Here is a 24,786-nt window from a genome sequence, read left to right as displayed (position 1 = left end):
CCTTAAGGATGGGTCATGCGCAGCACATCGAGGGCCTCGTCCAGCTGCTCCTCGGTCAGTTTTCCCCGCTCGACATAGCCCAGTTCGATCACCACGTCCCGGATCCGCCGGCGCTCCGCCACGGCCTTCTTGGCGACCTTGGCCGCCTCCTCGTACCCGATGTACTTGTTCAGCGGGGTGACCACCGAGGGCGAGGACTCGGCGTACTCGCGGGCCCGCTCGACGTTGGCGGTGATGCCGTCGACCGTGCGGTCGGCGAGCAGCCGGGAGACGTTGGCGAGCAGCCGGACGGACTCCAGGACGTTCCTGGCGATGACCGGGAGCATCACATTGAGCTCGAAGTTCCCGGCGGCGCCGGCCAGCGTGATCGTCATGTCGTTGCCGGTGACCTGGGCCGCGACCATCAGCACCGCCTCCGGGATCACCGGGTTGACCTTGCCCGGCATGATCGACGAGCCCGGCTGGAGGTCGGGCAGATTGATCTCGGCCAGGCCGGTGCGCGGGCCCGAGGCCATCCAGCGCAGATCGTTGGCGATCTTGGTCAGCCCGACCGCGACCGTCTTGAGCTGGCCGGACGTCTCCACGATGCCGTCCCGGGCGCCCTGCGCCTCGAAGTGGTCGCGCGCCTCGGTCAGCGGCAGCCCGGTGGCCCGCGCCACCTCGGCGATGACGGCGGCGGAGAAACCGGGCGGGGTGTTGATGCCGGTGCCGACCGCGGTGCCGCCGAGCGGCAGTTCCGCCAGCCGGGGGAGCGCGGCCCGCAGCCGCTCGACGCCGTACCGGATCTGGGCCGCGTAACCGCCGAACTCCTGGCCGAGGGTGACGGGCGTGGCGTCCATCAGATGGGTACGGCCGGACTTCACGACGTCCGCGAACTCGGCCGCCTTGCGCTCCAGGGCCGCCGCGAGGTGGTCGAGCGCCGGGATCAGGTCGGCGGTGACTGCGGCCGTGGCGGCGATGTGAATGGAGGACGGGAAGACGTCGTTCGACGACTGGGACGCGTTGACGTGGTCGTTCGGGTGAACGTCGCGGCCGAGCCGCTCGGTGGCCAGGGTCGCGATGACTTCGTTGGCGTTCATGTTGGAGGACGTTCCGGAGCCGGTCTGGAACACGTCGATGGGGAACTGCCCGTCCCAGCGGCCGTCCGAGACCTCGGCCGCCGCCTCCTGGATCGCCTCGGCGATGTCCTTGTCCAGGACGCCGAGGCCGGCGTTGACCTTCGCGGCGGCGGCCTTGATCCGGGCCAGCGCCTCGATGTGCGCGCGCTCGATCCGCTGGCCGGAGATCGGGAAGTTCTCCACCGCGCGCTGCGTCTGGGCCCGCCACTTCGCGTCCGCCGGCACCCGTACCTCGCCCATCGAATCGTGCTCGATCCGGAACGGCTGTTCCTGTGCTCGGTTCTGGGCTCGGTCCTGGGATCGGTCCTCGGACATGGCTGGAATCCCTTCCCTCGGCAACATTCCCATTGTCGTACTACTTCCAAGTAACACCCATCGGTAGGACAGTGCCGAAGCCCATTTCATTCCTGTGGAAGGAGCGACGCATGCGCATGTCGAGGAAGAGACGCTGTCGTGCCGCCGGGGCGGCACTGGCCGTCTTGGCGACCGTCCTCGCGGGCGGAACCGGCCTGGCCACCACGGCCTCCGCCGCCGCGCAGAGCAGCGCCGTGCAGAGCAGCAGCGTCAAGCCGCTCTCCGCCGAGCTGGAGGGGATCCGGGCGGCGGAGGCCACCGCCCTGTACGGGGATTCCGCGGTCCGGCCGATGGCCGACCGCAAGACCGGGCTGATCTCGCTCGGCGACAGCGAGATCTCCGGCGAGGGTGTCGGCACCTACGAGGCGGGTACCGACGGCCCGAACAACTGGTGCCACCGCTCCCCGGACTCCGCCATCCACCGCACCGGCATCCCGGCCGACGAGACGTACAACGTCGCCTGCTCGGGCGCCTACACCGGAAACATCAGGATCGGCGGCAGCAAGCAGTACCCGGACGAGCTGGTGCAGAGCGACAGCCTCGCCGTCAAGGCCCGCAACACGAAGATCAAGATGGTGGTGCTGGTCGCCGGGGCAAATGACGACCTGCAGTTCGGCCCGGTCATCACCGACTGCGTGGAGCGCTGGTTCCTGTTGCAGGGCACCTGCCAGTCCAAGTACGCGCCCGGCTGGCAGGCCCGCGTCGACGGGCTGGTGCCCAAGGTCGAGTCGACCGTGCAGGACCTGCGGACGGTCATGCGCGACGCCGGCTACGCCGACGCCGACTACAAGCTCGTAGTGATGGGCTACCCCAGCCCGATGAGCCCCGACATCTACGACAACCCCAACTTCCCCGGCAAGATCCCGGGTGGCTGCACCGGCTACGACGAGGACCTCGCCTGGGGCCGCAACTCCGCGGTGCCCGCCTTCGAACTCGGCATGCGCAAGGCGGCCGAGGACACCGGCGCCGTCTACCTCGACAACTCCCGGCTCTTCCACGGGCATGAGGCGTGCACTGAGAACACCTGGGCGCGCGGGCTGGTCGTGAACGTCACCAACCCCTTCCCGCCCGACGCCAACTCCGTGCGCCAGTCCTTCCACCCCAACGTCCGCGGCCACGCAGCCTTCGCCTCCTGCCTCACCCAACTCTACAACTCGGGCTGGCAGGAAGCCGGTTGCGCCGACCCGGCCAGCACCGGTACTCCGGTGCTCCGACAGGGCGGCTGGGACGACGCGTTCAAGCCACTCAAGAACGCGGCCACCGGCCAGTGCCTGGACGCCAACGGCGGCTCGTCGCGCAACAACACATCGCTGCTCGGCTGGGACTGCCACGGCGGCCGCAACCAGTCGTTCACCTATGACAGCCAGTATCAGTCGTTGCACATCCAGCTCACCCAGGACCGGTGCATGGACGTACCGGCCGCGAACTACAGCGCCGGAACCGGCCTCATCCTGTGGGACTGCCACGGTGGTGCCAATCAGAGGTTCACCCTGACGGCGGGCACGATCCGCCCGGCGGCGGCCACCGGCCTGTGCGTGACCCAGAGCGCCGCGAGTTCGCCGCTGAAGCTGGCGGCCTGCGACGGCTCGGCGAGCCAGCGCTTCGCATAGGACGTGACGCGTGCTGCGTGCTGCGTGATGCGTTCGGCGTGACGCGCTTCGGGCAGAGCGTTTCGCGTAACGGCTCGTGGTACCCGGACGGGCCCCGCCGATGGAGCGGCGGGGCCCGTCCGTGCGCGCGGATCCGGGTTGGCGGATCAGCCGCGGCGGCCGATCGAGAGGACCGGGCCCGACAGATCGCTGAAGAAGTCATTGCCCTTGTCGTCGACGACGATGAAGGCGGGGAAGTCCTCGACCTCGATCTTCCAGACCGCTTCCATGCCCAGCTCCGCGTACTCCAGGACGTCGACCTTCTTGATGCAGTCCTGGGCGAGCCGCGCGGCCGGGCCGCCGATCGAGCCGAGGTAGAAGCCGCCGTGCGCCTTGCACGCGTCGGTCACCTGCTTGGAGCGGTTGCCCTTGGCGAGCATGACGAACGAGCCGCCGGCCGCCTGGAACTGCTCGACGTACGCGTCCATCCGGCCCGCGGTGGTGGGGCCGAACGAGCCGGAGGCGAAGCCCTCGGGGGTCTTGGCCGGGCCCGCGTAGTAAACGGGGTGGTCGTGCAGGTACTGCGGCATGGACTCGCCCGCGTCCAGCCGCTCCTTGATCTTGGCGTGCGCGATGTCGCGGGCCACGACGAGCGTGCCGGACAGCGACAGCCGGGTCTTGACCGGGTACTTGGACAGCTCGGCGCGGATCTCGTCCATCGGCCGGTTCAGGTCGATGTGGACGGCGTTGCCCTCGGCGGAGCCGCTATCGGATGCAGTCAGGTGCTCGTCCGTGGTCTCGGGGAGGAAGCGCGCAGGATCGGTCTCCAGCTGCTCCAGGAAGACGCCCTCGGCGGTGATCTTCGCGACGGCCTGCCGGTCGGCCGAGCAGGACACCGCGATGGCGACGGGCAGCGACGCGCCGTGCCGGGGCAGCCGCACCACGCGCACGTCGTGGCAGAAGTACTTGCCGCCGAACTGCGCGCCGATGCCGATCTTCTGCGTCAGTTCGAAGACCTTCTCCTCCAGGCCCTGGTCCCGGAAGCCGTGCCCTGACGGCGAACCCTCGCCCGGCAGCTCGTCGAGGTAGTGCGCCGAGGCGTACTTGGCGGTCTTCAGCGCGAACTCCGCACTGGTGCCGCCGACCACGATCGCCAGGTGGTACGGCGGGCAGGCCGCGGTGCCCAGCGAGCGGATCTTCTCCTCCAGGAACGTCATCATGGAGGCCTCGTTGAGCACCGCCTTCGTCTCCTGGTAGAGGAACGACTTGTTGGCGCTGCCGCCGCCCTTGGCCATGAACAGGAACTTGTACGCGCCGCCGTCGGTCGCGTACAGCTCGATCTGGGCCGGGAGGTTCGAGCCGGTGTTCTTCTCTTCCCACATGGTCAGCGGGGCCATCTGCGAGTAGCGCAGGTTGAGCTTGGTGTAGGCGTCGTAGATGCCGTGCGACAGCGCCTCCTCGTCACCGCCGGAGGTGAGCACGTGCTGGCCGCGCTTGCCCATGACGATGGCGGTGCCGGTGTCCTGGCACATCGGCAGCACGCCGGCCGCCGCGATGTTCGCGTTCTTCAGCAGGTCCAGCGCCACGAAGCGGTCGTTCGGAGACGCCTCGGGGTCGTCGAGGATCCGCCGCAGCTGCGTGAGGTGGGCCGGACGCAGATAGTGCGAGATGTCGTGCATCGCCTCGGCGGCGAGCGTGCGCAGCGCTTCCGGCTCGACCTTGAGGAAGGTGCGGCCGTCGGCCTCGAAGGTGCTCACGCCCTCGGAGGTGATCAGCCGGTACGGCGTCGTGTCCTCGCCGAGCGGGAGGAGGTCCGTATGGGAGAACTCGGGCATGGGGGGGCTTCCTCACTCGGCTGCGTCATTCGGCTGCGTCGACGAATCCCGACAAGCGTAGAGCGCCACGGCGCTCTGTTTGTTGTGAGGTACGGCTCACCCGCACTAGTCGCGATCTATCGCGTTTGTGTACGGTAGGCGGGTGGATGAATCGCAGCTCCAGAAGAAGTCGCAGCAGCCGGTGCCGACGCACAAGCCGACCACCGAAGCGGAGCTGCGCGCGTCCGACGCCGATCGGGACCGCATTTCCGACATTCTCCGTGATGCCCTCGCCGAGGGGCGGTTGAGCTCCGAGGAGCACTCGGAGCGCCTCGACCAGGTCTAAGCCGCCAAGACCCTCGGCGAGCTGGAACCGCTGGTGCGGGATCTGCCGGCCACCAGGGAGGGCGGCCCGCGTCCGCTCGCCCCGCTCGCCGACCCCTCCGCCCCGGTGGTCGCCGAGAACCTCGTGGCGGTCTTCGGCGGCGCCGTCCGCAAGGGCCGCTGGCTCGTCGGCCGCCGTACCAATGCCTTCGCCTGCTTCGGCGGTGTGGAGATCGACCTCACCGAAGCCGTCTTCCAGCACCAGCAGATCGTGATCCACGCCACCGCCATCTTCGGCGGCGTCGAGGTGCGTGTCCCGGAGAACGTCACTCTGCGTGGCAGCGGCACCGGAATCTTCGGCGGTTTCGAGGTCAAGACGTACGAGGCGCCGGACCCCAACGCCCCGGTCGTCATCGTCACCGGCACCGCGATCTTCGGCGGCGTCGAGGCGAAGCCGAAGCGCGGCAAGCGCCTGAAGGAATGGGTGAACAAGCGTCTCGACGGGTGACGTCCGGGGCGTCCCATTCCGGTTGCATGCCGCGCGTTTACGCCATGCATGGTGCGGGTTTACGCCCCGTGGGCCCTTGGAGGTTTCCGCCAGTGGCCAGCATTCAGCAGGGCTGTTGCAGTGATCTCCGACGGCGATGATCGCTACTGCGCGCTTTTGTCGGACGGATGTTCGATCGAGAGGGGTCGGCGGCGAACACGGTGCGCATGAACCCGCGCACAGCGGGTAGGGCTTCGACCACGTCGCTCGCCTGGTTCCTCCCCGCTGAGACCGCTGAAATAACACGCTGGGAGCACACCCGCGGTGACGGGCAAGGGTGACAAACGCCGAGCCGTCGTCAGGAGTATCCCGTGCTTCAACCGATCGAGCCCGTCAAGGACACTGCCCTCCCGCCGAGTCACCCACGGGATCTGGCAGGCCCATGGCACTCGGAGGCGGCGTGCCGCAGTGATGAGGCGGGGTTGTTCTTCGCCCCGTCGAAAGAGCCGACAGCTGCGCGGCTGTCCCGTGAGGAGAACGCCAAGCGGGTATGCGCCCGCTGCCCGGTGATGCTGGAATGCCGCGAACATGCGTTGCTGCAGCCCGAACCGTACGGCGTGTGGGGTGGTCTGACCGCTGCCGAACGCCGGGTCGTACTCGCCCGCAGGCGCCGCCGTGAGGCGGAGCTGCCGCGACCGGCCAGGATCGCCGCCGCAGGCTGAAGGAACGAAGGGGCCGGGTCCGCCGCGTCAGTCGGCGGGCCCGGCCCCTTCGTTCGTCCATCGCCCGGCGCGTGTCCACCGCGCCCGGCGACGGCTCAGTGGCCGCTCGCGCTCAGCGCGCGCGGTCGAAGTCGATGGCGCTGTACGCGCGCAGCTTCGACAGGCGGTGGGTGGAGGAGATCTGCCGGATCGTGCCGGACTTGGAGCGCATCACCAGTGACTCGGTGGTGGCGGTCTCGGCGCGGTAGCGGACGCCCTGGAGTAGCTCGCCGTCCGTGATGCCGGTCGCGACGAAGAACACGTTCTCGCCGCTGACCAGGTCATTGGTGTGCAGCACGCGGTCCAGGTCGTGGCCCGCGTCGATCGCCCGCTGCCGCTCGGCGTCGTCCTTCGGCCACAGCCGGCCCTGGATCGTGCCGCCGAGACACTTGATCGCGCAGGCGGCGATGATGCCCTCCGGCGTACCGCCGATGCCCATCAGCATGTCGACGCCGGTGCCGTCGCGTACGGCCATGATCGCGCCCGCGACATCGCCGTCGGTGATGAACTTGATCCGCGCGCCGGTCTCCCGGATCTCCTTGACCAGGCCGTCGTGGCGCGGCCGGTCGAGGATCATGACGGTGACGTCCTCGGGCGCGCTGTGCTTGGCCTTGGCGACCCGGCGGACGTTCACCGACGCGGGCGCCATGATGTCGACGTAGTCGGCGGCCTCGGGGCCGGTGACCAGCTTGTCCATGTAGAAGACAGCCGACGGGTCGTACATCGTGCCGCGGTCGGCGACGGCGAGTACGGCCACAGCGTTCGCCATGCCCTTGGCGGTGAGCGTGGTCCCGTCGACGGGGTCCACGGCGACGTCGCACTCCGCACCGGTGCCGTCGCCGATCCGCTCGCCGTTGAAGAGCATGGGGGCGTCGTCCTTCTCGCCCTCGCCGATGACGACCACGCCGTTCATCGAGACGGTGGAGACGAGCGTGCGCATCGCCTTCACCGCGGCGCCGTCCGCGCCGTTCTTGTCGCCGCGGCCGACCCAGCGACCGGCTGCCATGGCGGCGGCCTCGGTCACCCGGACGAGTTCGAGAGCAAGGTTGCGATCGGGAGCCTCGGGACTCACTTCTAGCTGGGGCGGCAAATGCTGTTCGGTCATCACAGCGCACCTTTCTGTACGAGGACGGCCGGAAAAGAGGGTGCTGTGACCTTATCGGGTCATCGCGAATGTGAGCAGGGCGCACGTCACATGAGCGCGCCACCCCCGGGGCCGTGAGCGGGCACGCCCGGGCCTGGGCAGTCGACCCCCGGGCCCGGGGCGGTCGACCCCCGGGCCCGGGCACCGGCCGGTATGGGGGACCATGGAGGCGTGGCAAACAAGCGCGGCAAGCAGACGGTGCGGGACCTGGTGTTGTCGATGGTGGTGATCGGCGCCGTCGTCGCGGTCATCTACGTGTTCATTCCGCACGACCCCAACGCGGACCCGGTCAAGCCGATCGGCTTCCAGTCCGAACTGAGCCAGGCCCGGCGCGACGCGCCCTTCCCGGTGGCCGCGCCCGAGGGACTCGGCAAGGACTGGCGCGCGACCACGGTGACGTACAACGCCAAGGACGCCGCGGCCATCGAGTGGCACCTGGGCTTCGTGGACCCGCAGAACGAGTACGCGGCGGTGGAGCAGGGCAACGCCCCGGCGGCGAAGTTCATCACGGAGAAGAGCAAGAAGGCAGTCCGCGACGGCGCCCGCACGGTCACGGCCGGCGGGGTGACGTGGGACCGCTACAAGGGCCCGAAGTACAACGCCCTGGTGCGGGTGGAGAAGGGCGTCACGACGATGATCACCGGCACCGCCCCGGACGACCAGCTCGCTGAGCTGGCCGCCGCGCTCAAGGCGTCCTGACGGGCTTCGGTACGGGTACCGGTCCCGGGCTGGTTCGCCCGCGTGACGCGCGAACGCCGGGCGGCCCGTGACGGGCGCCCGGCGTTCGGGAGGGTGCGAAGGGTGCGGGGGATCAGACGGTCGTGACGACCTCGTCGTAGGCCAGTCGCGGGCTGCGCGTCGGGAACCAGGAGTCGGTGCCCGGCTTGCCGATGTTCACCACGGCGAGGACCGAGTGGTCGCCGTCGGTGAAGAACTCCTTGTCGATGCCCGCGGCGTCGAAGCCGGTCATCGGGCCGGCGGCCAGGCCGGCGGCGCGGATGCCGAGGATGAAGTAGCCGGCCTGCAGCGAGCCGTTCAGGGTGGCGGCCTGCTCACGCACGGCGCGCTCGGAGAAGAAGATGTCCTTCGCCTGCGGGAAGTGCGGGAACTGGGTCGGCAGTTCCTCGTGGAACTCGTTGTCCGCGGCGAGGATCGCGACCAGCGGGGCAGCGGCGGTCTTCGCCCGGTTGCCCTCGGCCATGTGCTGCACGAGGCGCTCGCGACCTTCGGCGGAACGCACCAGGACGATACGCAGCGGCTGCTGGTTGAACGCGGTCGGCGCGTACTTGACGAGGTCGTAGATCGCCTGGATCTGCTCGTCGGTGACGGGCTCGTCGGTGAAGGTGTTCGCCGTGCGGGCCTCACGGAAGAGCAGGTCCTGGGCGGAAGCGTCGAGTACGAGAGACATAGGAACCTCTTACGGAATCGTGGCAATTTGCGCCGCATGGGCACGTCCTGAACACTCTCATCAACGTGTGTGAAAGTTCAACGATTCCTGGGTCCGGCGTGACGCTCGTCACATCACTCAGCGGCGGACTCCTCGTCCGCGCCCTCGGCCAGTGCCGCATCCAGCCGGGCCCTCGCGCCCTCCAGCCACCGCCTGCACACCCGTGCGAGCTCCTCGCCGCGCTCCCAGAGCGCCAGCGACTCCTCCAACGTCGCGCCGCCGGCCTCCAGCCGCCGCACCACATCGACCAGTTCGTCCCGGGCCTGCTCGTATCCCAGCGTGTCCTGTTCTGCCATGGTCCAAGACTAGGCGGGCGGTACGACAGTCCCGGTGACCCTGACCATGAACGCACCGCCGGACACCCGGGCCCGCAGCTCGTCCTCCGCCGCCACCTCGTCGGGCGCGCGCACCACTGAGCCGTCCGTACGCTGCAGCACCGCATAGCCGCGCTGCAACGTCGCGGCGGGGGAGAGCGCCACCACCCGCGCCCGGGTGTGCTCAAGTTCGCCGTCCGCCCGGTCCAGCAGATGCCGCAGCGTACGGCGGCTGCGGTCCACCAGCGCCTCGACCTGCTCCTCGCGCTCCTCCACCATCCGGTGCGGCCGGGCCATCGAGGGCCGGCTCAGCGCCGCGTCGAGACCGCGCTGCTCACGGTCCAGCAGACCGGTCACCACGCGCAGCGCCCGCAGCCCCAGGTGCTCGACCCGCGTCAGCTCCTCGCCCACATCCGGGACCACCCGCTTCGCCGCGTCCGTCGGCGTCGACGCGCGCAGGTCCGCCACCAGGTCCAGCAGCGGTGAGTCCGGCTCGTGCCCGATCGCCGACACGACCGGCGTACGGCACGCCGCCACCGCCCGCACCAACTCCTCGTCGGAGAACGGCAGCAGATCCTCCACGCTGCCGCCGCCGCGCGCCACGATGATCACGTCGACCTCCGGATGCGCGTCCAGTTCGCGTACCGCCTCCACCACCTGCGGCACCGCGTGGACACCCTGCACCGGCACATTGCGCACCTCGAAGCGGACGGCGGGCCAGCGCAGCCGCGCGTTCTCCAGCACATCGCGCTCCGCCGCCGAGGCGCGGCCGGTCACCAGCCCGATCCGCTGCGGAAGGAACGGCAGCGGTTTCTTGCGGTCGAGTGCGAACAGCCCCTCAGCCGCCAGTGCCTTCTTCAACTGCTCCAGCCTGACCAGCAGCTCCCCGACGCCCACCGGCCGGAGCTCCGTCGCCCGCAGCGACAGCTGCCCCCGCGGCCCGTACCACTCCGGCTTCGCGAACAGCACGACGCGGGCGCCCTCGCCGACCACATCCGCGACCTGGTCGAAGACCGCACGGAAGCACGTCACCGAGATCGACACATCGTGCGACGGGTCGCGCAGCGTCAGGAACACCACACCCGCGCCCGGGCGCCGCGACAGCTGGGTGATCTGCCCCTCCACCCAGACGGCGCCGAGCCGGTCCACCCACCCGCCGATCAGCCGCGACACTTCGCCGACGGGGATCGGCGTATCCGCCGACGTACTCAGAGCCATTCCCCGAGCGTATCCGCCACCCCCGACACCGGTTCGCCTCCGGCGAGGATCACTCTGTCCTCAATCTCCCCCAGCTGCCGCTGGGAGGTGCTCCCCGGACGGGCTGAATTCAGCCCGTCCGGCGATTGAGGACGAACCGGCTGTCGGGCGGACCCGGCGGGCGGCGGGAGTACTGCGCGGCCAGGACGAGCAAGCCGGCGGCGAGCCACCCGGCTCCGACGAGCTGTGCGGATCCGGCGGCTTCGACGATGACGGCGATGGTGACCGCGAGGCCGAGCAGCGGAACGACGACATGCCGCACCACGTCCGGCGGACCGTGGCGGACGGCGAACCAGCCGACGACGGACAGATGCAGCAGCGCGAAGGCGGTCAGCGCGCCGATGTCGACCACGGAGACGAGCCGGTCGAGGCCGTCGTCGCGGCGTGCCGCCCACACGGCGGCGACCAGGGTGATGGCCGCGGCCAGCAGAAGCGCCCGCTGGGGCACGCCGCTGCGCGCGTCGACCTTGGACAGCGGACCCGGAAGGCGCCGGTCGCGGGCCATCGCGAAGAGCAGCCTGCCCGCGGCGGCCTGCCCGGCGAGGGCGGCGAAGGCCGCGCCGACGGCTTTGCTGACGGCGACGAGGTCGTGGAGCCAGCCCCCGACGGCCGCGTCCACCGTGTCGTAGAAGGCGGAGCCCTGTTCCGCCGGCTTCGCCGCGAGCTCGGCAGCGGACATCGGGGCGAGCAGCGACGCCAGATACGTCTGCAGGATGAAGAGAACGCCGGCCATGACGAGGCAGAAGAGCACCGCCCGCGCGACCTTCGCCGATCCCCCCGCCGCCTCCTCCGCGAAGGAGGCGATGGCGTCGAAGCCCAGATAGGACAGCACGGCGACGGACACCGCGCCCAGCACCGCCCCCAGCGAGAACGCGCCCTCGCCGGTGAAGGGGGCGGCCCAGCTGCGCTGCGCGCCGTCCGTGGCCAGCACCACGGCCGCGGACACCACGAAGATCATCAGCACCACGATCTCCAGGGCCAGCACGAGGAAGCCGACCGTCGCGGCGGCCCGCACCCCCCACAGGTTGAGCCCGGTGGTCACCACGACCGCGATCGTCGTCCACACCCACTGGGAGACGGACGGGACCAGCGCGTGCAGCGCGATGCCGGAGAAGAGATAGGCCACCGCGGGGATCAGCAGGTAGTCGAGCATGGCCATCCAGCCGGCGATGAAGCCCGGCCCCTCCCCGAGCCCGGCCCGCGCGTACGCGAAGACCGACCCGGCCTGCGGGACCACCCGCACCATCTGCGTATAGCTGTACGCCGTGAACGCCATCGCGGCCGTGGCGAACACATAGACCAGCGCGACCGCCCCGTGGGACTTGGCGTTCAGCGCGCCGAAGACGCCCACGGGCGCCATGGGGGCGATGAACAGGAGCCCGTAGACCACGAGGTCGCGGAAGCTCAGGCTGCGCCGGAGGGTGCCGTCGTCGGCGGGCGTCGGTGCGGACGGTCCGGATGGTCCGGTCGGGCCACGGGTCGTGCCACGGGTCATGCCACTCAGCTTGCGGGAACCGTGCCGCGCCGACGAGCGGAGCGGGGCCGCCCGGGCAGGGGAGCGTACGGGGTGGATGGCCGGGTGAGCCCGCCGCGCGGCACGGCGGGCCCCCGTGACCCGGGCGGCCGCCCCGTACCATGGCTGGCATGACTGCTACGACTGCTACGACTGCCCGACGCGTCCTGCTCGCAGCCCCCCGCGGATACTGCGCAGGCGTGGACCGCGCCGTGATCACCGTCGAGAAGGCACTGGAGCAGTACGGTGCGCCCATCTATGTGCGCAAGGAGATCGTGCACAACAAGTACGTGGTGCAGACCCTGCAGAAGAAGGGCGCGATCTTCGTCGACGAGACGGAGGAGGTGCCGGAGAACGCCATTGTGATCTTCTCCGCGCACGGTGTCGCCCCGGTTGTCCACGAGGAGGCCGCGCAGCGCAGCCTCGCCGCGATCGACGCGACGTGCCCGCTGGTCACCAAGGTGCACAAGGAAGCCGTCCGGTTCGCGAACGAGGACTACGACATCCTGCTGATCGGCCATGAGGGCCATGAGGAGGTCGTCGGCACGATGGGCGAGGCCCCGGAGCGGATGACGCTCGTCGACGGCCCGGCCGATGTGGCGAACGTCCAGGTCCGCGACGAGAGCAAGGTCGTCTGGCTCTCCCAGACCACGCTGTCCGTCGACGAGACGATGGAGACCGTCGACGCCCTCAAGGTGCGCTTCCCCGGGCTGATCAGCCCGCCGAGCGACGACATCTGCTATGCCACGCAGAACCGCCAGGTCGCGGTCAAGCAGATCGGCGCGGAGGCCGAGCTGGTGATCGTCGTCGGCTCCAAGAACTCGTCGAACTCCGTACGGCTGGTCGAAGTCGCGCTGCAGGCCGGTTCCAAGGCCTCGTACCTGGTGGACTTCGCCGACGAGTGCGACGAGGCCTGGCTGGAGGGCGTCACCACGGTCGGCGTCACCTCGGGTGCCTCCGTCCCGGAGATCCTCGTCGAGGGTGTGCTGGACTGGCTGGCCGAGCGCGGCTTCGGCGATGTGGAGATCCTCCGGTCGGCGGAGGAGAGCATCCAGTTCTCGCTGCCGAAGGAGCTGCGCCGGGACCTGCGGGCCGAGGCCGGGAACCCGCAGGGCGCGTAGCCCTTACGGACCGCTTCCGCACGACCGCTTCCGCGCCGGGTTCCGGACCGCTCCCGCACCGGCTCCCGCAACGGGGTGACGGTGGGCGACGGGCGGACGGGGTATACGCCAAGGGGTGAGCCGACCGGTTCACGCTTAGCGTGGAGGTCATGGACGTGTTCGGCGTGGACATTGGCGGGACAGGCATCAAGGGCGCTCCGGTCGACCTGGAGCGCGGCGATCTCACGGGAGTGCGCTGCAAGGTGTCCACCCCGCACCCGGCGACGCCGGAGGCCGTCCTCGACGGCGTCCAGCAGGTCGTGGAGCATTTCGGCTGGTCGGGGCCGGTCGGGGTGACCTTCCCCGGTGTCGTGGTGGACGGGGTGACCCGGACGGCGGCCAACGTCGACTCCGACTGGATCGGCAAGGACGCCCGCGCCATGATCGGCGAACGGCTGGGCATGCCGGTGGAGCTCGTCAATGACGCGGACGCGGCCGGTATCGCGGAGATGGCCTTCGGCGCGGGCCGGGGCCATGTCGGGACGGTGATCCTGCTGACGCTGGGCACGGGCATCGGAAGCGCGGTCTTCGTCGACGGGCGCCTGCTGCCCAACACCGAACTGGGCCATCTGGAACTGAACGGCCATGACGCGGAGACGCGCGCATCGGTCAAGGCCCGTGAGGAGGACGACCTGAGCTGGGAGCACTGGGCGCACCGGCTGTCGAAGTACCTCGCCCACGTGGAGATGCTGTTCTCGCCCGACCTGTTCGTGATCGGCGGCGGAGTGAGTCGCAAGGCGGACAAGTTCCTGCCGCTGATCGAGGGGGTCAGCGCCGATATCGTCCCCGCGGGTCTGCAGAACAACGCTGGGATCGTCGGTGCCGCCATGATCGCCGCAAAGCTCTGACGCCGACGATCCCGGCGGCCAGCAGCGTGCCGGTGTAGAGCCAGCCGGTCATCGTCGCGAGGCCGGTGAACATCCCCATCAGGTGTCCGACGAGGCCGCCGCCACCGTCGTCGCCGGTCAGCGCGATGGCCGTGGCGAACGCGATGGGGGCGGCGACCGGCGCCGCCACCAGGTCGTACGGCCGTACATACAGCCCCGCCGCGATGCACACCGCGACGAAGACCAGCCCGAAGAACACCCCGGGCCCGTCGAAGAGCAGCGAGTCCAGCGCCCCGCCGAGCGCCGCGACCACGGTGGTCAGCAGCCCGGTGCCCAGCCCGGTGAGCCGTGGCTGCGCCTGCGGAAGCCGCACGGATCTGGCGAGCGCCACGAGCCTGGGCAGGAGCGCGGCGGCCTGGCCGCGCCCTGGCGCCCGGGAGACGGCCGGGCTCTCGGCCGTGCCCACGGGGCGGGCCGGCCGGGGAAGGCGGGGTCTGCCGGGGGCAGTGCCGTTTCTGCTGCCGTTCCCGGTGCCGTTTCTGTTGCCGTTGTTGGTGCCGTTCTTCGTACGGGTGCGCGCGCTGTGTTGCTCCACCCACTCAAAGTAGGCGGACGACCCCGGTGATGCCTTGGCAGGACACGCCTTTGCCCGGTCCTTGGCCTTCTGTTCGACGGTGAAGGGTGGGCGAAGCGCGCGCCCCGTAGACTGGTGGATCGGTCCCTGGACCGCTCCACCCTCCTCGCTCCTCTCGTTACGGGAAGTCGCCACGTGTCGCTCACGATCGGAATCGTCGGTCTGCCGAATGTCGGCAAGTCGACCCTTTTCAACGCCCTGACCAAGAACGACGTGCTGGCGGCCAACTACCCGTTCGCCACCATCGAGCCGAATGTGGGCGTCGTCGGTGTCCCCGACCCGCGGCTGGCCCAGCTCGCCAAGATCTTCGGTTCCCAGAAGCTGCTCCCGGCCACCGTCGACTTCGTCGACATCGCCGGCATCGTGCGTGGCGCGAGCGAGGGCGAGGGACTGGGCAACAAGTTCCTGGCGAACATCCGCGAGTCCGATGCGATCTGCCAGGTCATCCGGGCCTTCAAGGACGAGAACGTCGTCCATGTCGACGGCAAGGTCTCGCCCAAGGACGACATCGAGACGATCAACACCGAGCTGGTCCTCGCCGACATGCAGTCCGTCGAGAAGGCCGTCCCGCGCCTGACGAAGGAGGCCCGCCTCCAGAAGGAGAAGGCCGCCGTCCTCGCCGCGGTGCTGGACGCCCAGAAGATCCTCGAAGAGGGCCGCACCCTCTTCTCCGCCGGCATCAACGCCGGCACCGAGCAGGGCAGGCTCCTCCACGAGCTGCACCTGCTCACCGTCAAGCCCTTCCTCTACGTCTTCAACGTGGACGAGGACGAGCTGGTCGACGAGGCGTTCAAGGACGAGCAGCGCGCCCTCGTCGCCCCCGCCGAGGCGATCTTCCTCAACGCCAAGATCGAGGCCGAGCTGATCGAGCTCGACGACGAAGAGGCCCTCGAGCTCCTGCAGTCCATGGGCCAGGAGGAGCCCGGCATGGCCGTACTCGGCCGCGTCGGCTTCGCCACCCTCGGCCTGCAGACGTACCTCACCGCCGGCCCCAAGGAAACCCGCGCCTGGACCATCAAGAAGGGCGCCACCGCCCCCGAGGCGGCCGGCGTGATCCACACCGACTTCCAGCGCGGCTTCATCAAGGCCGAGATCGTCTCCTTCGACGACCTCATCGCCTGCGGCTCCATCCCCGAGGCCCGCGCGAAGGGCAAGGCCCGCATGGAGGGCAAGGACTACGTCATGCAGGACGGCGACGTCGTCGAGTTCCGCTTCAACGTGTAGTGGGTGACACGCCACCATGTCGCTGATCTAGCAAACATGCAGGTCAGGAGGGGTTCGACTCTTCGGAGTCGGGCCCCTGGTTTCTTCCCGCGCTGGGATGGTGCTGGTTTTTCTGACCCGGCATCACCCGCCATCACCCCATGTCACCTCTCTTCATTCGTCCCGTGCTGGGAGGAGATGGGTTGGCGACAGTTCGTGTCGAGCTGTGGATGGGGCCCCACGTGTCGTAGACCGTGGATCGGTGTCCGACATGAACGATCCACACAATCAGTTCGCCGTTGTCGATGGTGTAGATGACGCGGTAGTCGCCGACCCGGAGGCGACGGCGCTCGGGTTGGGACACGAGCGCCGTGGTGCTGAACCCGAGCGGGTCACTCTCCAGTTCCGTCAGCTTGGCCAGGATGCGCAGCGCCAGGTCGCGGGGGACTTTACGAAGCTCGTCCTGCGCTTCGGGCCGGAAGACAGTGCGGTACTCACTCACCGCGCGCCAGGGTCTCCTTCATGACGTCCTCGATGGGGACACCGGCCGAGGGGTTCGCCATCCGCTCGTCGATGATGCGATTGATCTCGCGCTCTTCCCACTGCTGGTACTTGCGCAGGACGTCGATCGAGACGACGGCGGCGACTTCTTTTCCTCGTCGCGTGATCACGGTGGGCTGGTCATCGCGATCGGCCCGCTCGACGACTTCGGCAAGGTGCGCGCGGACGTCACGGATGGACTCTATGGGCATCTGCGTCATGCGCTCAAAGGTACCGGGTGTTCCAGGTGTACACAATGGCGGACTATCGCAAGTTGTTCTCGGTGACCTCGCGGATGTGCTCGGGGCGGCTGTCCAGGGCGGCTCCGATCCTGGTCGGATCGGAGACGTACGGCTGTGGCCGGCGTTCAGACCTTGACGACCTCTACGGCAGGGCCGCACAGGAGCGTCAGGTCCTCTGGGTCGGAGGTCAGGACGGTTACCGGCTGGGGTGCGGTGCGGGCGATGGCGGCGAAGGCGGCGTCAATGGCGTACTTGTGGCCGTGAAGGTGGTGGGTGCGCAGGAGGGCCGCGGCCTGGCCGGTGATCTCCTTGGTGACGTCGTGAACGTCGATGCGGGAGAGGACCCATTTGATGCGGGCGGGGTGGATGCGCTCGTAGTCGGCCTCGAGGGTGGTCATGGCGCTTGTGGCCACGCGGACGCCCTCCTCTGATGCCGCTTGGACCAGGGCCACGACGGCGCGGTCCTTGCGGTAGAGCTTCGAGAGGCCTTCGCTGTCGAGCAGTAGCGTGCCGGGCATCAGGCGGCGGCCCCGCCGACCTGTCGGTGGTCATGGCGCAGCAGCGCGCGGGCGGCCTCGACCTCCTCGCGGGTGAGCTCGTCATTCTCGGTCTCGAAGTCGGCGACGATCTCCCGGAGCTTGTCCATGGCGACCCGTTGTTCGAGGGCTTCGGCAACGTAGGCGGAGAAGCCGCCGGGGCCGACGTGGGCGCGTGCGGCTTCGGCGAGGTCCTCGGGCAGGCTGATCGAGTACTTCTTGCTACTGCTCATGGTGTCAATGCTACCGGCGGTCGCAAGTCGTCGGGTGTGAGTGGTCGTGGCCGCGCAGACTGTGCGGATCGGCGCTCTCTGACCTCCTGCTTGCCGGACGTCCGCCCGGTCCGCAGTCAGTCCGCAGGACACCCGTGGGCGACCGTCGGGACCCAGCGCACGTCAACGGGGAAATGCCTGGTCAGAGCCTTGAGTGGGGCTACGCCGCAGGTCAGGATCGGCTGGCGGACATTCCGCTTCAACGTTTAGGCGCAAGGCCACTACGTCGCTTTTGCTCAGCCCTCGGCTTTGGCGCCGTAGGGAGCCTGGGTTTCCTACGACAATCCCCGGTAGCGCCTTGGGGCAGCTCCGTCCTGCGAAAGCGGCCCCGTGCGCTGACCGCCAGTTGCGGATGTGGTCGGGGGTGTTGCCAGGGAGGGTGAGGGTGGGTTCCGGGCCTGTCGGTGTCGGCGGAGCGGGCGCTGGTGCTGGTCGTGAACTCACCGGGCCACCGTTCTGCGTGGCCAGCGACAGTGCGTGCGGCATGGCTGTGTCGTTTGCGGCCAACACGGCCAGCGGTTCGTCCAACCTCCGCGGCATCCAGTCGGTCGCTCGGCCCGCCTGGAGGGTGCGCGAGTGGTACCTTATTAGGTACCACTCAATGGAAGGGGTTCGGCCATATGTCCATAACCGCGAGCGAAGCCCGCAAGGCTCTCTTTCCGCTGATCAAGAAGGTCAACGACGATCACGAGGCCATCGAAATCGTCTCCAAGCATGGCAATGCCGTGCTCGTATCGGCCGAGGACTACGCGGCACTGCGGGAGGGCTCGTACTTGCTGCGCTCGCCGGCGAACGCGCGGCGACTGCTCAAGGCGTATGAAAACGCCCTGCAGAACATCAACGTGTCGGAGCGTGGGCTGATCGACCCGGACGCGGCAGACCCGGCTGCGGGTGCCGCGTGAGGCTTGTCTTCGAGGATCAAGGCTGGGAGGACTACACATCCTGGCTGAAGAACGACCGCAGGATGCTCGCCCGGATCAACAAGCTCATCGAGGATGTCAAGCGTGATCCCTTCACGGGGATCGGCAAGCCTGAGCTGCTGAAGTATCACTTGCCGGGGGCTTGGTCGCGACGGATCGACGATGAGCACCGTCTCGTCTATCTGGTCACGGACAAGGAGATCATCATCCTCGCTGCCCGCTATCACTACTGACCGGGGGGCAGGTGGCTCCGGTCAGGATGATGAGTTAGTTGTTGCACTCGGAAGGTGCGCTCGTCATCAGTCCCAGCCTTCGCGCGCCAGTGTTGACGCATATCTGACCCGCTAGAAACGCAACTCCCTGGGTGGGGCTGGCTGTGGGGCGGGAGGCGTGAGGCCTGTTGGAGCTGTTTGCGTGCGAGTGGCATGCATGAGTCAGTGCCTTAGGCCCTTCGATGCTCTCTGTGCACCCGATGGCCCCGTGGCCAAGGTAATCGCTGTCCAGCGGATGTTAGTTCCACCTCGCGCCTCGCTCGGGCGCACTGTCGCGCCACGCAGAAAAGTTGCGCACTGCTAGTGCGCACTGGGTCTTCTGCCCCGATGAGCCTAACGTCGTTCTCAACAAGCCGCTCAACAGAGCCACTTGAAAGGACCGACCGCATGCCTCAACCGCCCAAAGGCGACGACCCGCTACTCAGGCGATCTGAGATCGCCACCCTGGCAGGGGTCAGCCGACCGACCGTCACCGCCTGGGAGAAGCAAGAGCTTGACTTCCCCACCCCAAGGCGCTCCAGCGGGCTGGACTACTTCCGGCAGTCAGAGATCCTGGCCTGGCTGGATCAACGGCCGGTGCCGCGCAGAGGGCTGGCCGGAGGGGAAGAGCACGGCATCGTGTACGGAGCTCGAGCCCGGCGAAACATGGCGACGGACATCCCGTCCCACGCCTCCCCAGGTCGTGGGCCCCGCCCCAAGCCGGCCGTCGATTCGCCCAGTCCGGACGATCAGCGAGTGGTGCAGGAGCTGATGGGAAAGGTCGTCGACCGCGTTCGTGGGGCGGCCAGTGACATCGATTACCTGAACCTGCTGTTCTCCCTGCACCACCTCCGTGGAGTGGGTGGCCTTCGGTGGACTGATCTTCTGGCCAGAGCCCGGCGCCTTGAAGGGCTGCCTGCAGCAGCAGAACTGCTCCTCGACGTTGGCAAGGCAGTCGACGAGGACATGCGTCGTGTCACCGTCGACTCCACCATGGCTGAGGCGCTGGCACGCCTCGAACCCCGTACGGCCCGCGACCTGTGGAAGGTATTCGATGGGGTGGCGCGGCTACGTGAGGAGATGTTCGGACTGATCCTCGACGAGTACGAGCGGCGTGCTGCGCTGGGTAGTGGGGAGTTCTTTACACCTCGCGCGGTGGTCCGCCTGATGACGGACCTGGCCTGCGCCGGATTCGGCCCGGGGAAGCCGTCGTCGGTCTACGACCCCTTCGCTCGCGGAGGGGAGTTCCTGGTTGAGGCGGCAGCCGCGTTTGCGGGGGATCAGGACGAGGAGCCAGTGGTAACCGTGCGGGCTTGGGGACAGACCCGGAGGGCCGACACCTGGCGCTTGGCAAACATGAACCTCGCCCTCCACGGTGTGCAGCCTGATGTGGAACTAAGCCGAGCTGTCCCTTGGGAAAGCGATGCTCGGCGAAGTGCACCGGTGCCCTTCGATATCGTCCTCACCAATCCACCCTTCAACATGAAGGATTCCGTGGCGCATGAGCGCGAGAGAGGACGATGGCCGTACGGGCCTCCGCCTGCGGACAATGACAACTTCGCCTACGTCCAGCACGCTCTGTCGATGGTCGGCGAGGGCGGCCGAGTCGGAATCATCATGCCCAACAAGGCCGGCAATTCCGGACACCGGGCCGAGCAAGAAATCCGCAAGAAGCTGGTCGAGGACGGAGTCGTCGACTGCATCATCGCCCTACCGGAGAAGTTGTTCACGGGCACTTCCGTACCGGTGTCCGTGTGGCTGCTACGGCATCCGGGCAGTCCGTGCGATCAGGTGCTGTTCCTGGACGCGAGCAAACTGGGCACCAAGAGTGGCCCCCGGCGCGTACTCGGCAAGGGAGAAATCCAATCGCTCTTGGGTGCGTATGCCGCGTGCCGAGCCGGTGATCGCCAACCCGCCGCCCTGGATATGAAAGCCGGGATGGATTCCGTACCGAGCGCCCTTGTGTCCAGGCAGGAACTGCTCGCCCGGAATTGCTCACTCAACCCCATCGAGCACATCCAAGTCGGCCACAGCCAGGAGGATTCAGAGGGCGCGCTCGCAAATGGGTGGGACCGGCTGGACGAGTTGAAGGGACGTCTATTGCGGGCGCAGAGGGCCACCGCTGAACTGCCTTACATGGGCCTCCGAGAGTCACCCACTCATCGTGACGACCACCCCGGCCCGCCCGTACCGCTGGTCGCCTTGTGCGAGATCAAGGCGGGTCCGTCGTTCTCCAGGCTGGGTGCCGCACAACGGACGGCTGATGGCGACGTCCCCGTGGTCTTTCCCCGACATCTCAAGGACGGACGCATCAGTGACGCGCGGAACGTTCTGGTCTCCGGCGAGACTGCGCACCGCCTGTCGGCCTTCAGTCTCGAGGAGGGCGACATCGTTTGTATCCGCTCTGGAGCGATCGGGGCGCCGGCCCTGGTGCGGGGCAAACAGGCCGGCTGGCTGATGAGTCCGAACGTCATCAGGCTTCGAGTCAAGGATCAAGACGCCGTGCTGCCCGAGTACTTGTTGTACTGCCTATGCCGCGAAGAGGCCGTCAGCTGGATGCGGGACCGTGCAGCATCCACCGCTGCACCGTCGCTGAGGACCGAATCCCTCGGGCTTCTGCAAGTTCATCTTCCTCCGCTGTCCGAGCAAAGGGCCATTGCCAAGACGTTGGTGGGACTCGATGAACTGGAATGTCTGCATCAGGAGTTCGCTGCCGTACTGCGACAGACGCGTACCAGCCTGACTGATGTTCTGACGCGCCCACGCACTGAACCCGGCCCTCCGCCAAGACCTGGAACCTTCACCGCGCAAGTCATGCGCCACCAACTCCGATTCGAGAAGGACGACCGACTGTGACCACTCCGAACGCCCCCGCGACCGACGGCACCTCGGGCGGTGCTTGGATTCCCTGGCTATTGGTGATGTTTCTCGCTTCCCTGCTCGTCGCGGTATGTGTCGGCTTCCTGAAGTCCCAGTCAGGGACCCCGCCGACTGAGGCGGTTCTGTCGGGCGGGGCGGCATTCGCCGGTTCGGCGATGCTCTGTCTGGGGGTGGTTCCCGTAGTGCATCAGCTACGGCGACGCGGATAGCTGCCTGAAAGACAGCTGGGCCAGACGGGGTCGGACCGAATTGGACCGGCGAACCCGAGAACCGCGAACCCCGCAAGCACTCTCAGGTCCGCTGGGTCGACGCCGAGGCCATCCCGGATGCGTTCGTCGACACAACTGCCAACGCCCTCCACCACTATCTGAACGACGGATCGGAGGTCTCCCTGGATGGCTGGCCGGCGGCGTGAATATCACGCTGCTGGCCGGGTGGCCTGGGACCTTTTACGAGTGGTCCACGGATCCGGAGGCCGCTTGCGTCCTGGCCCGGTCCCTTTCGGGGGTCGGGCTTCGTCAGGGGCGCAGGGTCAGTTCGAACCAGACGGTGCGGCCGGCCGGGGTGCCGGTGATGCCCCAGTCGGTCGCGAGCACGTCGACGAGACCGAGGCCGCGTCCGCCCTCCCCGGTGCCGTGCAGCACCCGCGGGAATTCCCGGCTTCCCTGGTCGTGCACGGCGATACGCAACATGTCCGCGGGGAAGGCCAGTTCGACGGTGAAGCCGCCGCCGGGATCACCCGATCGGGTGTGCAGGATCGCGTTGCTCGCCAGCTCACTCACCAGGAGTACGGCGTCGTCCACGACGCGCCGGTAGTCCGGGTCGATGAGGACCTGAGTGACGTAGCGGCGGGCGGCGGAGACATGAGCCGGGCTTCCGGGGAAGGTGCGGCAGGCCGGGCCGGGGAGAGGTGTCGGAGCGGTGGCGGCGGCCGGGGCCGCCGCGGTGGGAACGATGCCAGGGACCGCGTTCCGCCCCAGCGCGCCCGGCTGCTGTTTCATGACCGGGCTTCTTCCAGCGGGACGACTCGGAGGGCGAGCAGCGTCAGATCGTCCTGCGGGGCGCCGCCGGTGAATTCCAGGACCTGCTGTTCCACCGCGCGCACGACCGCCTCGGCGGACATGCCGCGGGCCCCGGCCAGGGCCGCGAGCAGCCGCGCGTCGTCGAAGAACGACCGGTCGTGGTCGCGGGCCTCGGTGACCCCGTCCGAGTACATCAGCAGGACGTCCCCGCCCTCCAGGACGAGATCCTCGGCCTCGGCCTCGGGCGAGTCGCACAGGCCCAGCGGCCGGCCGCCGCCCCGGGCGAGGCCGACCGTGCCGTCGGCCCTCAGCACTGCGGCGGGCAGATGCCCGGCACTGGCCAGCCGTACCCGGGCCACGTCCTTCTCCGCACGGACATGGGCGACGACGGCGGTCACGAAGCGGTCGGTCGGATGCTGCACGGCCATCGCCTGGTTGACCTTCTCCAGCACCACCTCCGGGTGGTGCTCCCAGACGCTCAGGGTGCGGATGCCGTGGCGTACGGCGGCCGTGACGGAGGCGGCCTCGACCCCCTTGCCGCACACGTCGCCGAGCACCAGGCCCCAGCCGCCGAGGGTGGCGAAGGCGTCATAGAAGTCGCCGCCCACCTGCGGGCCTTCGCCCGGCGGCCGGTAGAGGCCGGCCACCTGGGTGTACGGGATCTCGGGGAGTTCGGCGGGGAGCAGGCTGGCCTGGAGCACCTGCGCGGCGTTCGCCCGGCGGCGGTGGTCCCGTTCGGCGAGCAGCGCCATCGCGAGGTGCTGGCCCAGTTCCTCCAGTAAACCGAGGTCGGGGAGGGTGAAGCCACGGGCTCCATCGCTGCGCAGGAGGACCAGCGCACCCAGGGTCTCAGGACCGCTGCCCAGCGGAACGCCCAGCACCGGGCCGAGGGCACGGGGGCCGACCGCCTCGGCCGGGGGCGCCGGTTCGAGCAGTGCGGCGCCGGAGCCGATGACGGCGCGGGCGACGCGCTGCGCCGTGGCTGTCGACCCCTCGCGGCGGGCCCGCGACCCCGTTTTCGTCCCCGGCCCGGTCCCCGCCCGCGGCCTGGCGTACGGCGGCGCGTCGGCGGGCATCGCGGCGACCTGGTGCGGTGTCCCGGCGCGCACCAGGAAGACGATGACCCGGGCGGCGAACTCGGTGGCCAGCAGGCCCACGGCCTGTTCGAGCAGGCCGGGCCCCGGCCGCAGCGGCTCGCCGACCAGCAGGCGCGTCATCCGGCAGACGACGTCCAACCGCCTTACGCCCATGGCGATTTCGTCCCGCTGGGCCGCCGCGTCCCCGTCCTTGTCCCGGGCACCCGCGCGGCCCGCGGCCGCGATGGCGCGGGGCGCGGTGTGCAGGCTGCCGACGCTGCCCGTGCTGCCCGTGCTGCCTGGGGTGTCGTCGGGGGACAGGACGACGGCGGAGATCAGCGGGCGGGCGCCGGGCGGCGTCTCCAGCCGGGCCAGTTGGACGTGTACCGCGCTCGTTCCGTCGGCGCGGGTGAGCAGCAGGGGCAGTGGGCCCGGCCGGGCGCCGCGCAGCGCGGCGCCGAGCGCCGACCGGAAGATCCGCCGGTACCCCACATGTACCTGCGCTGCCAGCGGCTTGCCGGTCAGCCGCTCGCCGGTGCTGCTGAGCAGCCGTGCGGCCTCGTCGTTGGCACGGTGGATGGTGCCCTCGGGGCTGAGCAGGAAGACGGGAACGGGAAGTTCGCGGAAGGTGGTGTTCAGCATCTGCCATTCGCGGTCGGCGCCCTCGACGCGTAAGGCGATCTGCTCACCGTGCAAGTGGAGTTCCTCCAGGCACGTCCGCAACTCCTCCTCGGCGACCTCCAGTTCGACGAGCGCCAGGTCGAGTGCGCCGAGGAGGTCCTCCGGGCGGCCGTCGCGGCGGCCGCGCAGCTCGGAGATCCGCTCGCTGAGCGCGCTCAGTTCCTGGTGGAATCCGGCCAGATCCCATGATCCGGGTGCTCGTGCGGGCGGCATGGGGGCGCCTTCCCGTGGCCGGACCGCCGCACCCGTGACTCCGGGGCGCGCTGGGTGAGCTGTCATTAACTCAACGTAACGCAGGGGTGGTGGGAGTCAGGCAGAATCCCGGATCGGCTTGCGCGGATACGTGAACTGTGCATCTCGTGGGGCCCGTTCGGCACGCGTCGCGAGAACACGCGTCGAGAGAACCGGAACGCCCGGTCT

The 24,786-nt window shown here is 69.0% G+C and carries 22 protein-coding genes and 3 pseudogenes; 11 read left to right on the top strand and 14 right to left on the bottom strand.

The window, feature by feature from the left end:
- Positions 1-2 precede the first annotated feature (2 nt).
- Positions 3-1,433 carry a class II fumarate hydratase gene (locus tag QMK24_RS14550; protein ID WP_283466232.1) on the bottom strand — a complete coding sequence of 477 codons (1,431 nt, stop codon included), beginning with the start codon at positions 1,431-1,433 and terminating at the stop codon, positions 3-5.
- A 110-nt stretch (positions 1,434-1,543) separates the two neighbouring features.
- On the opposite strand from QMK24_RS14550, the gene QMK24_RS14545 reads away from it, so the two are divergent.
- The gene (locus QMK24_RS14545) at positions 1,544-3,082 is read left to right on the top strand and encodes a ricin-type beta-trefoil lectin domain protein (RefSeq protein ID WP_283466230.1); all 1,539 of its coding nucleotides are present in this window, start codon (positions 1,544-1,546) and stop codon (positions 3,080-3,082) included.
- Between the two features lie 146 nt (positions 3,083-3,228).
- Here the strand turns inward: QMK24_RS14545 and QMK24_RS14540 are convergent, their stop codons facing one another.
- Positions 3,229-4,896, bottom strand: coding sequence for a fumarate hydratase (locus QMK24_RS14540; protein ID WP_283466228.1), 1,668 nt, complete (start codon positions 4,894-4,896; stop codon positions 3,229-3,231).
- A 142-nt stretch (positions 4,897-5,038) separates the two neighbouring features.
- Here QMK24_RS14540 and QMK24_RS14535 point away from each other — a divergent pair.
- Positions 5,039-5,707, top strand: a pseudogene (locus tag QMK24_RS14535) (DUF1707 SHOCT-like domain-containing protein).
- 350 nt (positions 5,708-6,057) lie between these two features.
- Positions 6,058-6,408: a WhiB family transcriptional regulator gene (locus QMK24_RS14530; RefSeq protein ID WP_283466227.1), complete on the top strand. Its 351-nt coding sequence runs from the start codon at positions 6,058-6,060 to the stop codon at positions 6,406-6,408.
- Between the two features lie 112 nt (positions 6,409-6,520).
- Here the strand turns inward: QMK24_RS14530 and glpX are convergent, their stop codons facing one another.
- Entirely contained in the window at positions 6,521-7,552 is a 1,032-nt protein-coding gene (gene glpX, locus QMK24_RS14525) for a class II fructose-bisphosphatase (RefSeq protein ID WP_283466225.1), read from the bottom strand.
- Positions 7,553-7,762: 210 nt separating this feature from the next.
- Between glpX and QMK24_RS14520 the strand changes: the two genes are divergently transcribed.
- A complete protein-coding gene (locus tag QMK24_RS14520) occupies positions 7,763-8,290 on the top strand; it encodes a DUF4245 domain-containing protein (RefSeq protein ID WP_283466223.1) in 528 nt (175 codons plus the stop codon).
- Between the two features lie 112 nt (positions 8,291-8,402).
- Here QMK24_RS14520 and QMK24_RS14515 read toward each other — a convergent pair whose 3' ends face one another.
- From QMK24_RS14515 to QMK24_RS14500, 4 genes are all read right to left on the bottom strand, one after another.
- Positions 8,403-8,999, bottom strand: a complete 597-nt coding sequence (locus QMK24_RS14515) for a malonic semialdehyde reductase (RefSeq protein WP_283466222.1) — start codon at positions 8,997-8,999, stop codon at positions 8,403-8,405.
- Positions 9,000-9,112: 113 nt separating this feature from the next.
- A complete protein-coding gene (locus tag QMK24_RS14510; RefSeq protein WP_283466220.1) occupies positions 9,113-9,334 on the bottom strand; it encodes an exodeoxyribonuclease VII small subunit in 222 nt (73 codons plus the stop codon).
- 9 nt (positions 9,335-9,343) lie between these two features.
- Entirely contained in the window at positions 9,344-10,570 is a 1,227-nt protein-coding gene (xseA, locus tag QMK24_RS14505; protein WP_283466218.1) for an exodeoxyribonuclease VII large subunit, read from the bottom strand.
- A 109-nt stretch (positions 10,571-10,679) separates the two neighbouring features.
- Complete coding sequence (locus tag QMK24_RS14500) at positions 10,680-12,104, bottom strand: APC family permease (RefSeq protein ID WP_283466216.1); 1,425 nt, start codon at positions 12,102-12,104, stop codon at positions 10,680-10,682.
- A 149-nt stretch (positions 12,105-12,253) separates the two neighbouring features.
- On the opposite strand from QMK24_RS14500, the gene QMK24_RS14495 reads away from it, so the two are divergent.
- Positions 12,254-13,243: a 4-hydroxy-3-methylbut-2-enyl diphosphate reductase gene (locus QMK24_RS14495; protein ID WP_283466214.1), complete on the top strand. Its 990-nt coding sequence runs from the start codon at positions 12,254-12,256 to the stop codon at positions 13,241-13,243.
- Positions 13,244-13,392: 149 nt separating this feature from the next.
- Positions 13,393-14,130 (top strand): polyphosphate--glucose phosphotransferase, encoded by a 738-nt coding sequence (gene ppgK, locus QMK24_RS14490; protein ID WP_283466213.1) that lies wholly within the window; start codon positions 13,393-13,395, stop codon positions 14,128-14,130.
- Here ppgK and QMK24_RS14485 read toward each other — a convergent pair.
- Positions 14,051-14,704, bottom strand: a complete 654-nt coding sequence (locus QMK24_RS14485) for a DUF6542 domain-containing protein (protein ID WP_283466212.1) — start codon at positions 14,702-14,704, stop codon at positions 14,051-14,053. The two genes, ppgK and QMK24_RS14485, sit on opposite strands and share 80 nt — an antisense overlap.
- Positions 14,705-14,878: 174 nt before the next feature.
- Here QMK24_RS14485 and ychF point away from each other — a divergent pair, with 174 nt between their 5' ends.
- Complete coding sequence (ychF, locus tag QMK24_RS14480) at positions 14,879-15,967, top strand: redox-regulated ATPase YchF (RefSeq protein WP_283466210.1); 1,089 nt, start codon at positions 14,879-14,881, stop codon at positions 15,965-15,967.
- 220 nt (positions 15,968-16,187) lie between these two features.
- Here the strand turns inward: ychF and QMK24_RS14475 are convergent.
- The 4 genes and pseudogenes from QMK24_RS14475 to QMK24_RS14460 form a co-directional block, all read right to left on the bottom strand.
- Positions 16,188-16,448 (bottom strand): annotated as a pseudogene (locus QMK24_RS14475) (type II toxin-antitoxin system RelE family toxin); the annotation flags it as partial.
- Positions 16,441-16,707, bottom strand: coding sequence for a type II toxin-antitoxin system Phd/YefM family antitoxin (locus QMK24_RS14470; RefSeq protein ID WP_283466207.1), 267 nt, complete (start codon positions 16,705-16,707; stop codon positions 16,441-16,443). The gene QMK24_RS14470 and the pseudogene QMK24_RS14475, both read right to left, overlap by 8 nt.
- A gap of 146 nt (positions 16,708-16,853) precedes the next feature.
- Positions 16,854-17,246: a DNA-binding protein gene (locus QMK24_RS14465; protein ID WP_283466206.1), complete on the bottom strand. Its 393-nt coding sequence runs from the start codon at positions 17,244-17,246 to the stop codon at positions 16,854-16,856.
- Positions 17,246-17,497: a hypothetical protein gene (locus QMK24_RS14460; protein ID WP_283466205.1), complete on the bottom strand. Its 252-nt coding sequence runs from the start codon at positions 17,495-17,497 to the stop codon at positions 17,246-17,248. The genes QMK24_RS14465 and QMK24_RS14460 overlap by 1 nt, the downstream gene beginning before the upstream one ends.
- Positions 17,498-18,156: 659 nt before the next feature.
- Here QMK24_RS14460 and QMK24_RS14455 point away from each other — a divergent pair.
- The 4 genes and pseudogenes from QMK24_RS14455 to QMK24_RS14440 all read left to right on the top strand — a co-directional run.
- On the top strand, positions 18,157-18,438 hold the full coding sequence (locus QMK24_RS14455) for a type II toxin-antitoxin system Phd/YefM family antitoxin (protein WP_283466202.1): 282 nt from the start codon (positions 18,157-18,159) through the stop codon (positions 18,436-18,438).
- A complete protein-coding gene (locus tag QMK24_RS14450; RefSeq protein ID WP_283466201.1) occupies positions 18,435-18,689 on the top strand; it encodes a Txe/YoeB family addiction module toxin in 255 nt (84 codons plus the stop codon). Before QMK24_RS14455 ends, QMK24_RS14450 begins: the two co-directional genes overlap by 4 nt.
- A 426-nt stretch (positions 18,690-19,115) precedes the next feature.
- Entirely contained in the window at positions 19,116-21,563 is a 2,448-nt protein-coding gene (locus QMK24_RS14445) for an N-6 DNA methylase (RefSeq protein WP_283466200.1), read from the top strand.
- A 274-nt stretch (positions 21,564-21,837) separates the two neighbouring features.
- Positions 21,838-22,002 (top strand): annotated as a pseudogene (locus QMK24_RS14440) (NUDIX hydrolase); the annotation flags it as partial.
- Between the two features lie 103 nt (positions 22,003-22,105).
- Here the strand turns inward: QMK24_RS14440 and QMK24_RS14435 are convergent.
- Entirely contained in the window at positions 22,106-22,588 is a 483-nt protein-coding gene (locus QMK24_RS14435) for an ATP-binding protein (protein ID WP_283466199.1), read from the bottom strand.
- Positions 22,585-24,579, bottom strand: a complete 1,995-nt coding sequence (locus tag QMK24_RS14430; RefSeq protein ID WP_283466197.1) for a SpoIIE family protein phosphatase — start codon at positions 24,577-24,579, stop codon at positions 22,585-22,587. The genes QMK24_RS14435 and QMK24_RS14430 overlap by 4 nt, the downstream gene beginning before the upstream one ends.
- Positions 24,580-24,786 lie beyond the last annotated feature (207 nt).

This window comes from Streptomyces sp. PH10-H1 (assembly GCF_030063355.1).
Classification (GTDB): Bacteria; Actinomycetota; Actinomycetes; order Streptomycetales; family Streptomycetaceae; genus Actinacidiphila.
The sequence above is the reverse complement of the archived record's forward strand: the minus strand, read 5'-3'. Positions and strand labels throughout refer to the sequence as shown.

What these genes read in the sequence shown, in the direction of transcription:
- QMK24_RS14550 (WP_283466232.1), bottom strand. Translation starts at nt 1,433, where the DNA reads ATGTCCGAGGACCGATCCCAGGACCGAGCCCAGAACCGAGCACAGGAA.
- QMK24_RS14545 (WP_283466230.1), top strand. Translation starts at nt 1,544, where the DNA reads ATGCGCATGTCGAGGAAGAGACGCTGTCGTGCCGCCGGGGCGGCACTG.
- QMK24_RS14540 (WP_283466228.1), bottom strand. Translation starts at nt 4,896, where the DNA reads ATGCCCGAGTTCTCCCATACGGACCTCCTCCCGCTCGGCGAGGACACG.
- glpX (WP_283466225.1), bottom strand. Translation starts at nt 7,552, where the DNA reads ATGACCGAACAGCATTTGCCGCCCCAGCTAGAAGTGAGTCCCGAGGCT.
- QMK24_RS14515 (WP_283466222.1), bottom strand. Translation starts at nt 8,999, where the DNA reads ATGTCTCTCGTACTCGACGCTTCCGCCCAGGACCTGCTCTTCCGTGAG.
- QMK24_RS14510 (WP_283466220.1), bottom strand. Translation starts at nt 9,334, where the DNA reads ATGGCAGAACAGGACACGCTGGGATACGAGCAGGCCCGGGACGAACTG.
- xseA (WP_283466218.1), bottom strand. Translation starts at nt 10,570, where the DNA reads ATGGCTCTGAGTACGTCGGCGGATACGCCGATCCCCGTCGGCGAAGTG.
- QMK24_RS14500 (WP_283466216.1), bottom strand. Translation starts at nt 12,104, where the DNA reads ATGACCCGTGGCACGACCCGTGGCCCGACCGGACCATCCGGACCGTCC.
- QMK24_RS14495 (WP_283466214.1), top strand. Translation starts at nt 12,254, where the DNA reads ATGACTGCTACGACTGCTACGACTGCCCGACGCGTCCTGCTCGCAGCC.
- ppgK (WP_283466213.1), top strand. Translation starts at nt 13,393, where the DNA reads ATGGACGTGTTCGGCGTGGACATTGGCGGGACAGGCATCAAGGGCGCT.
- QMK24_RS14470 (WP_283466207.1), bottom strand. Translation starts at nt 16,707, where the DNA reads ATGACGCAGATGCCCATAGAGTCCATCCGTGACGTCCGCGCGCACCTT.
- QMK24_RS14465 (WP_283466206.1), bottom strand. Translation starts at nt 17,246, where the DNA reads ATGCCCGGCACGCTACTGCTCGACAGCGAAGGCCTCTCGAAGCTCTAC.
- QMK24_RS14460 (WP_283466205.1), bottom strand. Translation starts at nt 17,497, where the DNA reads ATGAGCAGTAGCAAGAAGTACTCGATCAGCCTGCCCGAGGACCTCGCC.
- QMK24_RS14455 (WP_283466202.1), top strand. Translation starts at nt 18,157, where the DNA reads ATGTCCATAACCGCGAGCGAAGCCCGCAAGGCTCTCTTTCCGCTGATC.
- QMK24_RS14445 (WP_283466200.1), top strand. Translation starts at nt 19,116, where the DNA reads ATGCCTCAACCGCCCAAAGGCGACGACCCGCTACTCAGGCGATCTGAG.
- QMK24_RS14435 (WP_283466199.1), bottom strand. Translation starts at nt 22,588, where the DNA reads ATGAAACAGCAGCCGGGCGCGCTGGGGCGGAACGCGGTCCCTGGCATC.
- QMK24_RS14430 (WP_283466197.1), bottom strand. Translation starts at nt 24,579, where the DNA reads ATGCCGCCCGCACGAGCACCCGGATCATGGGATCTGGCCGGATTCCAC.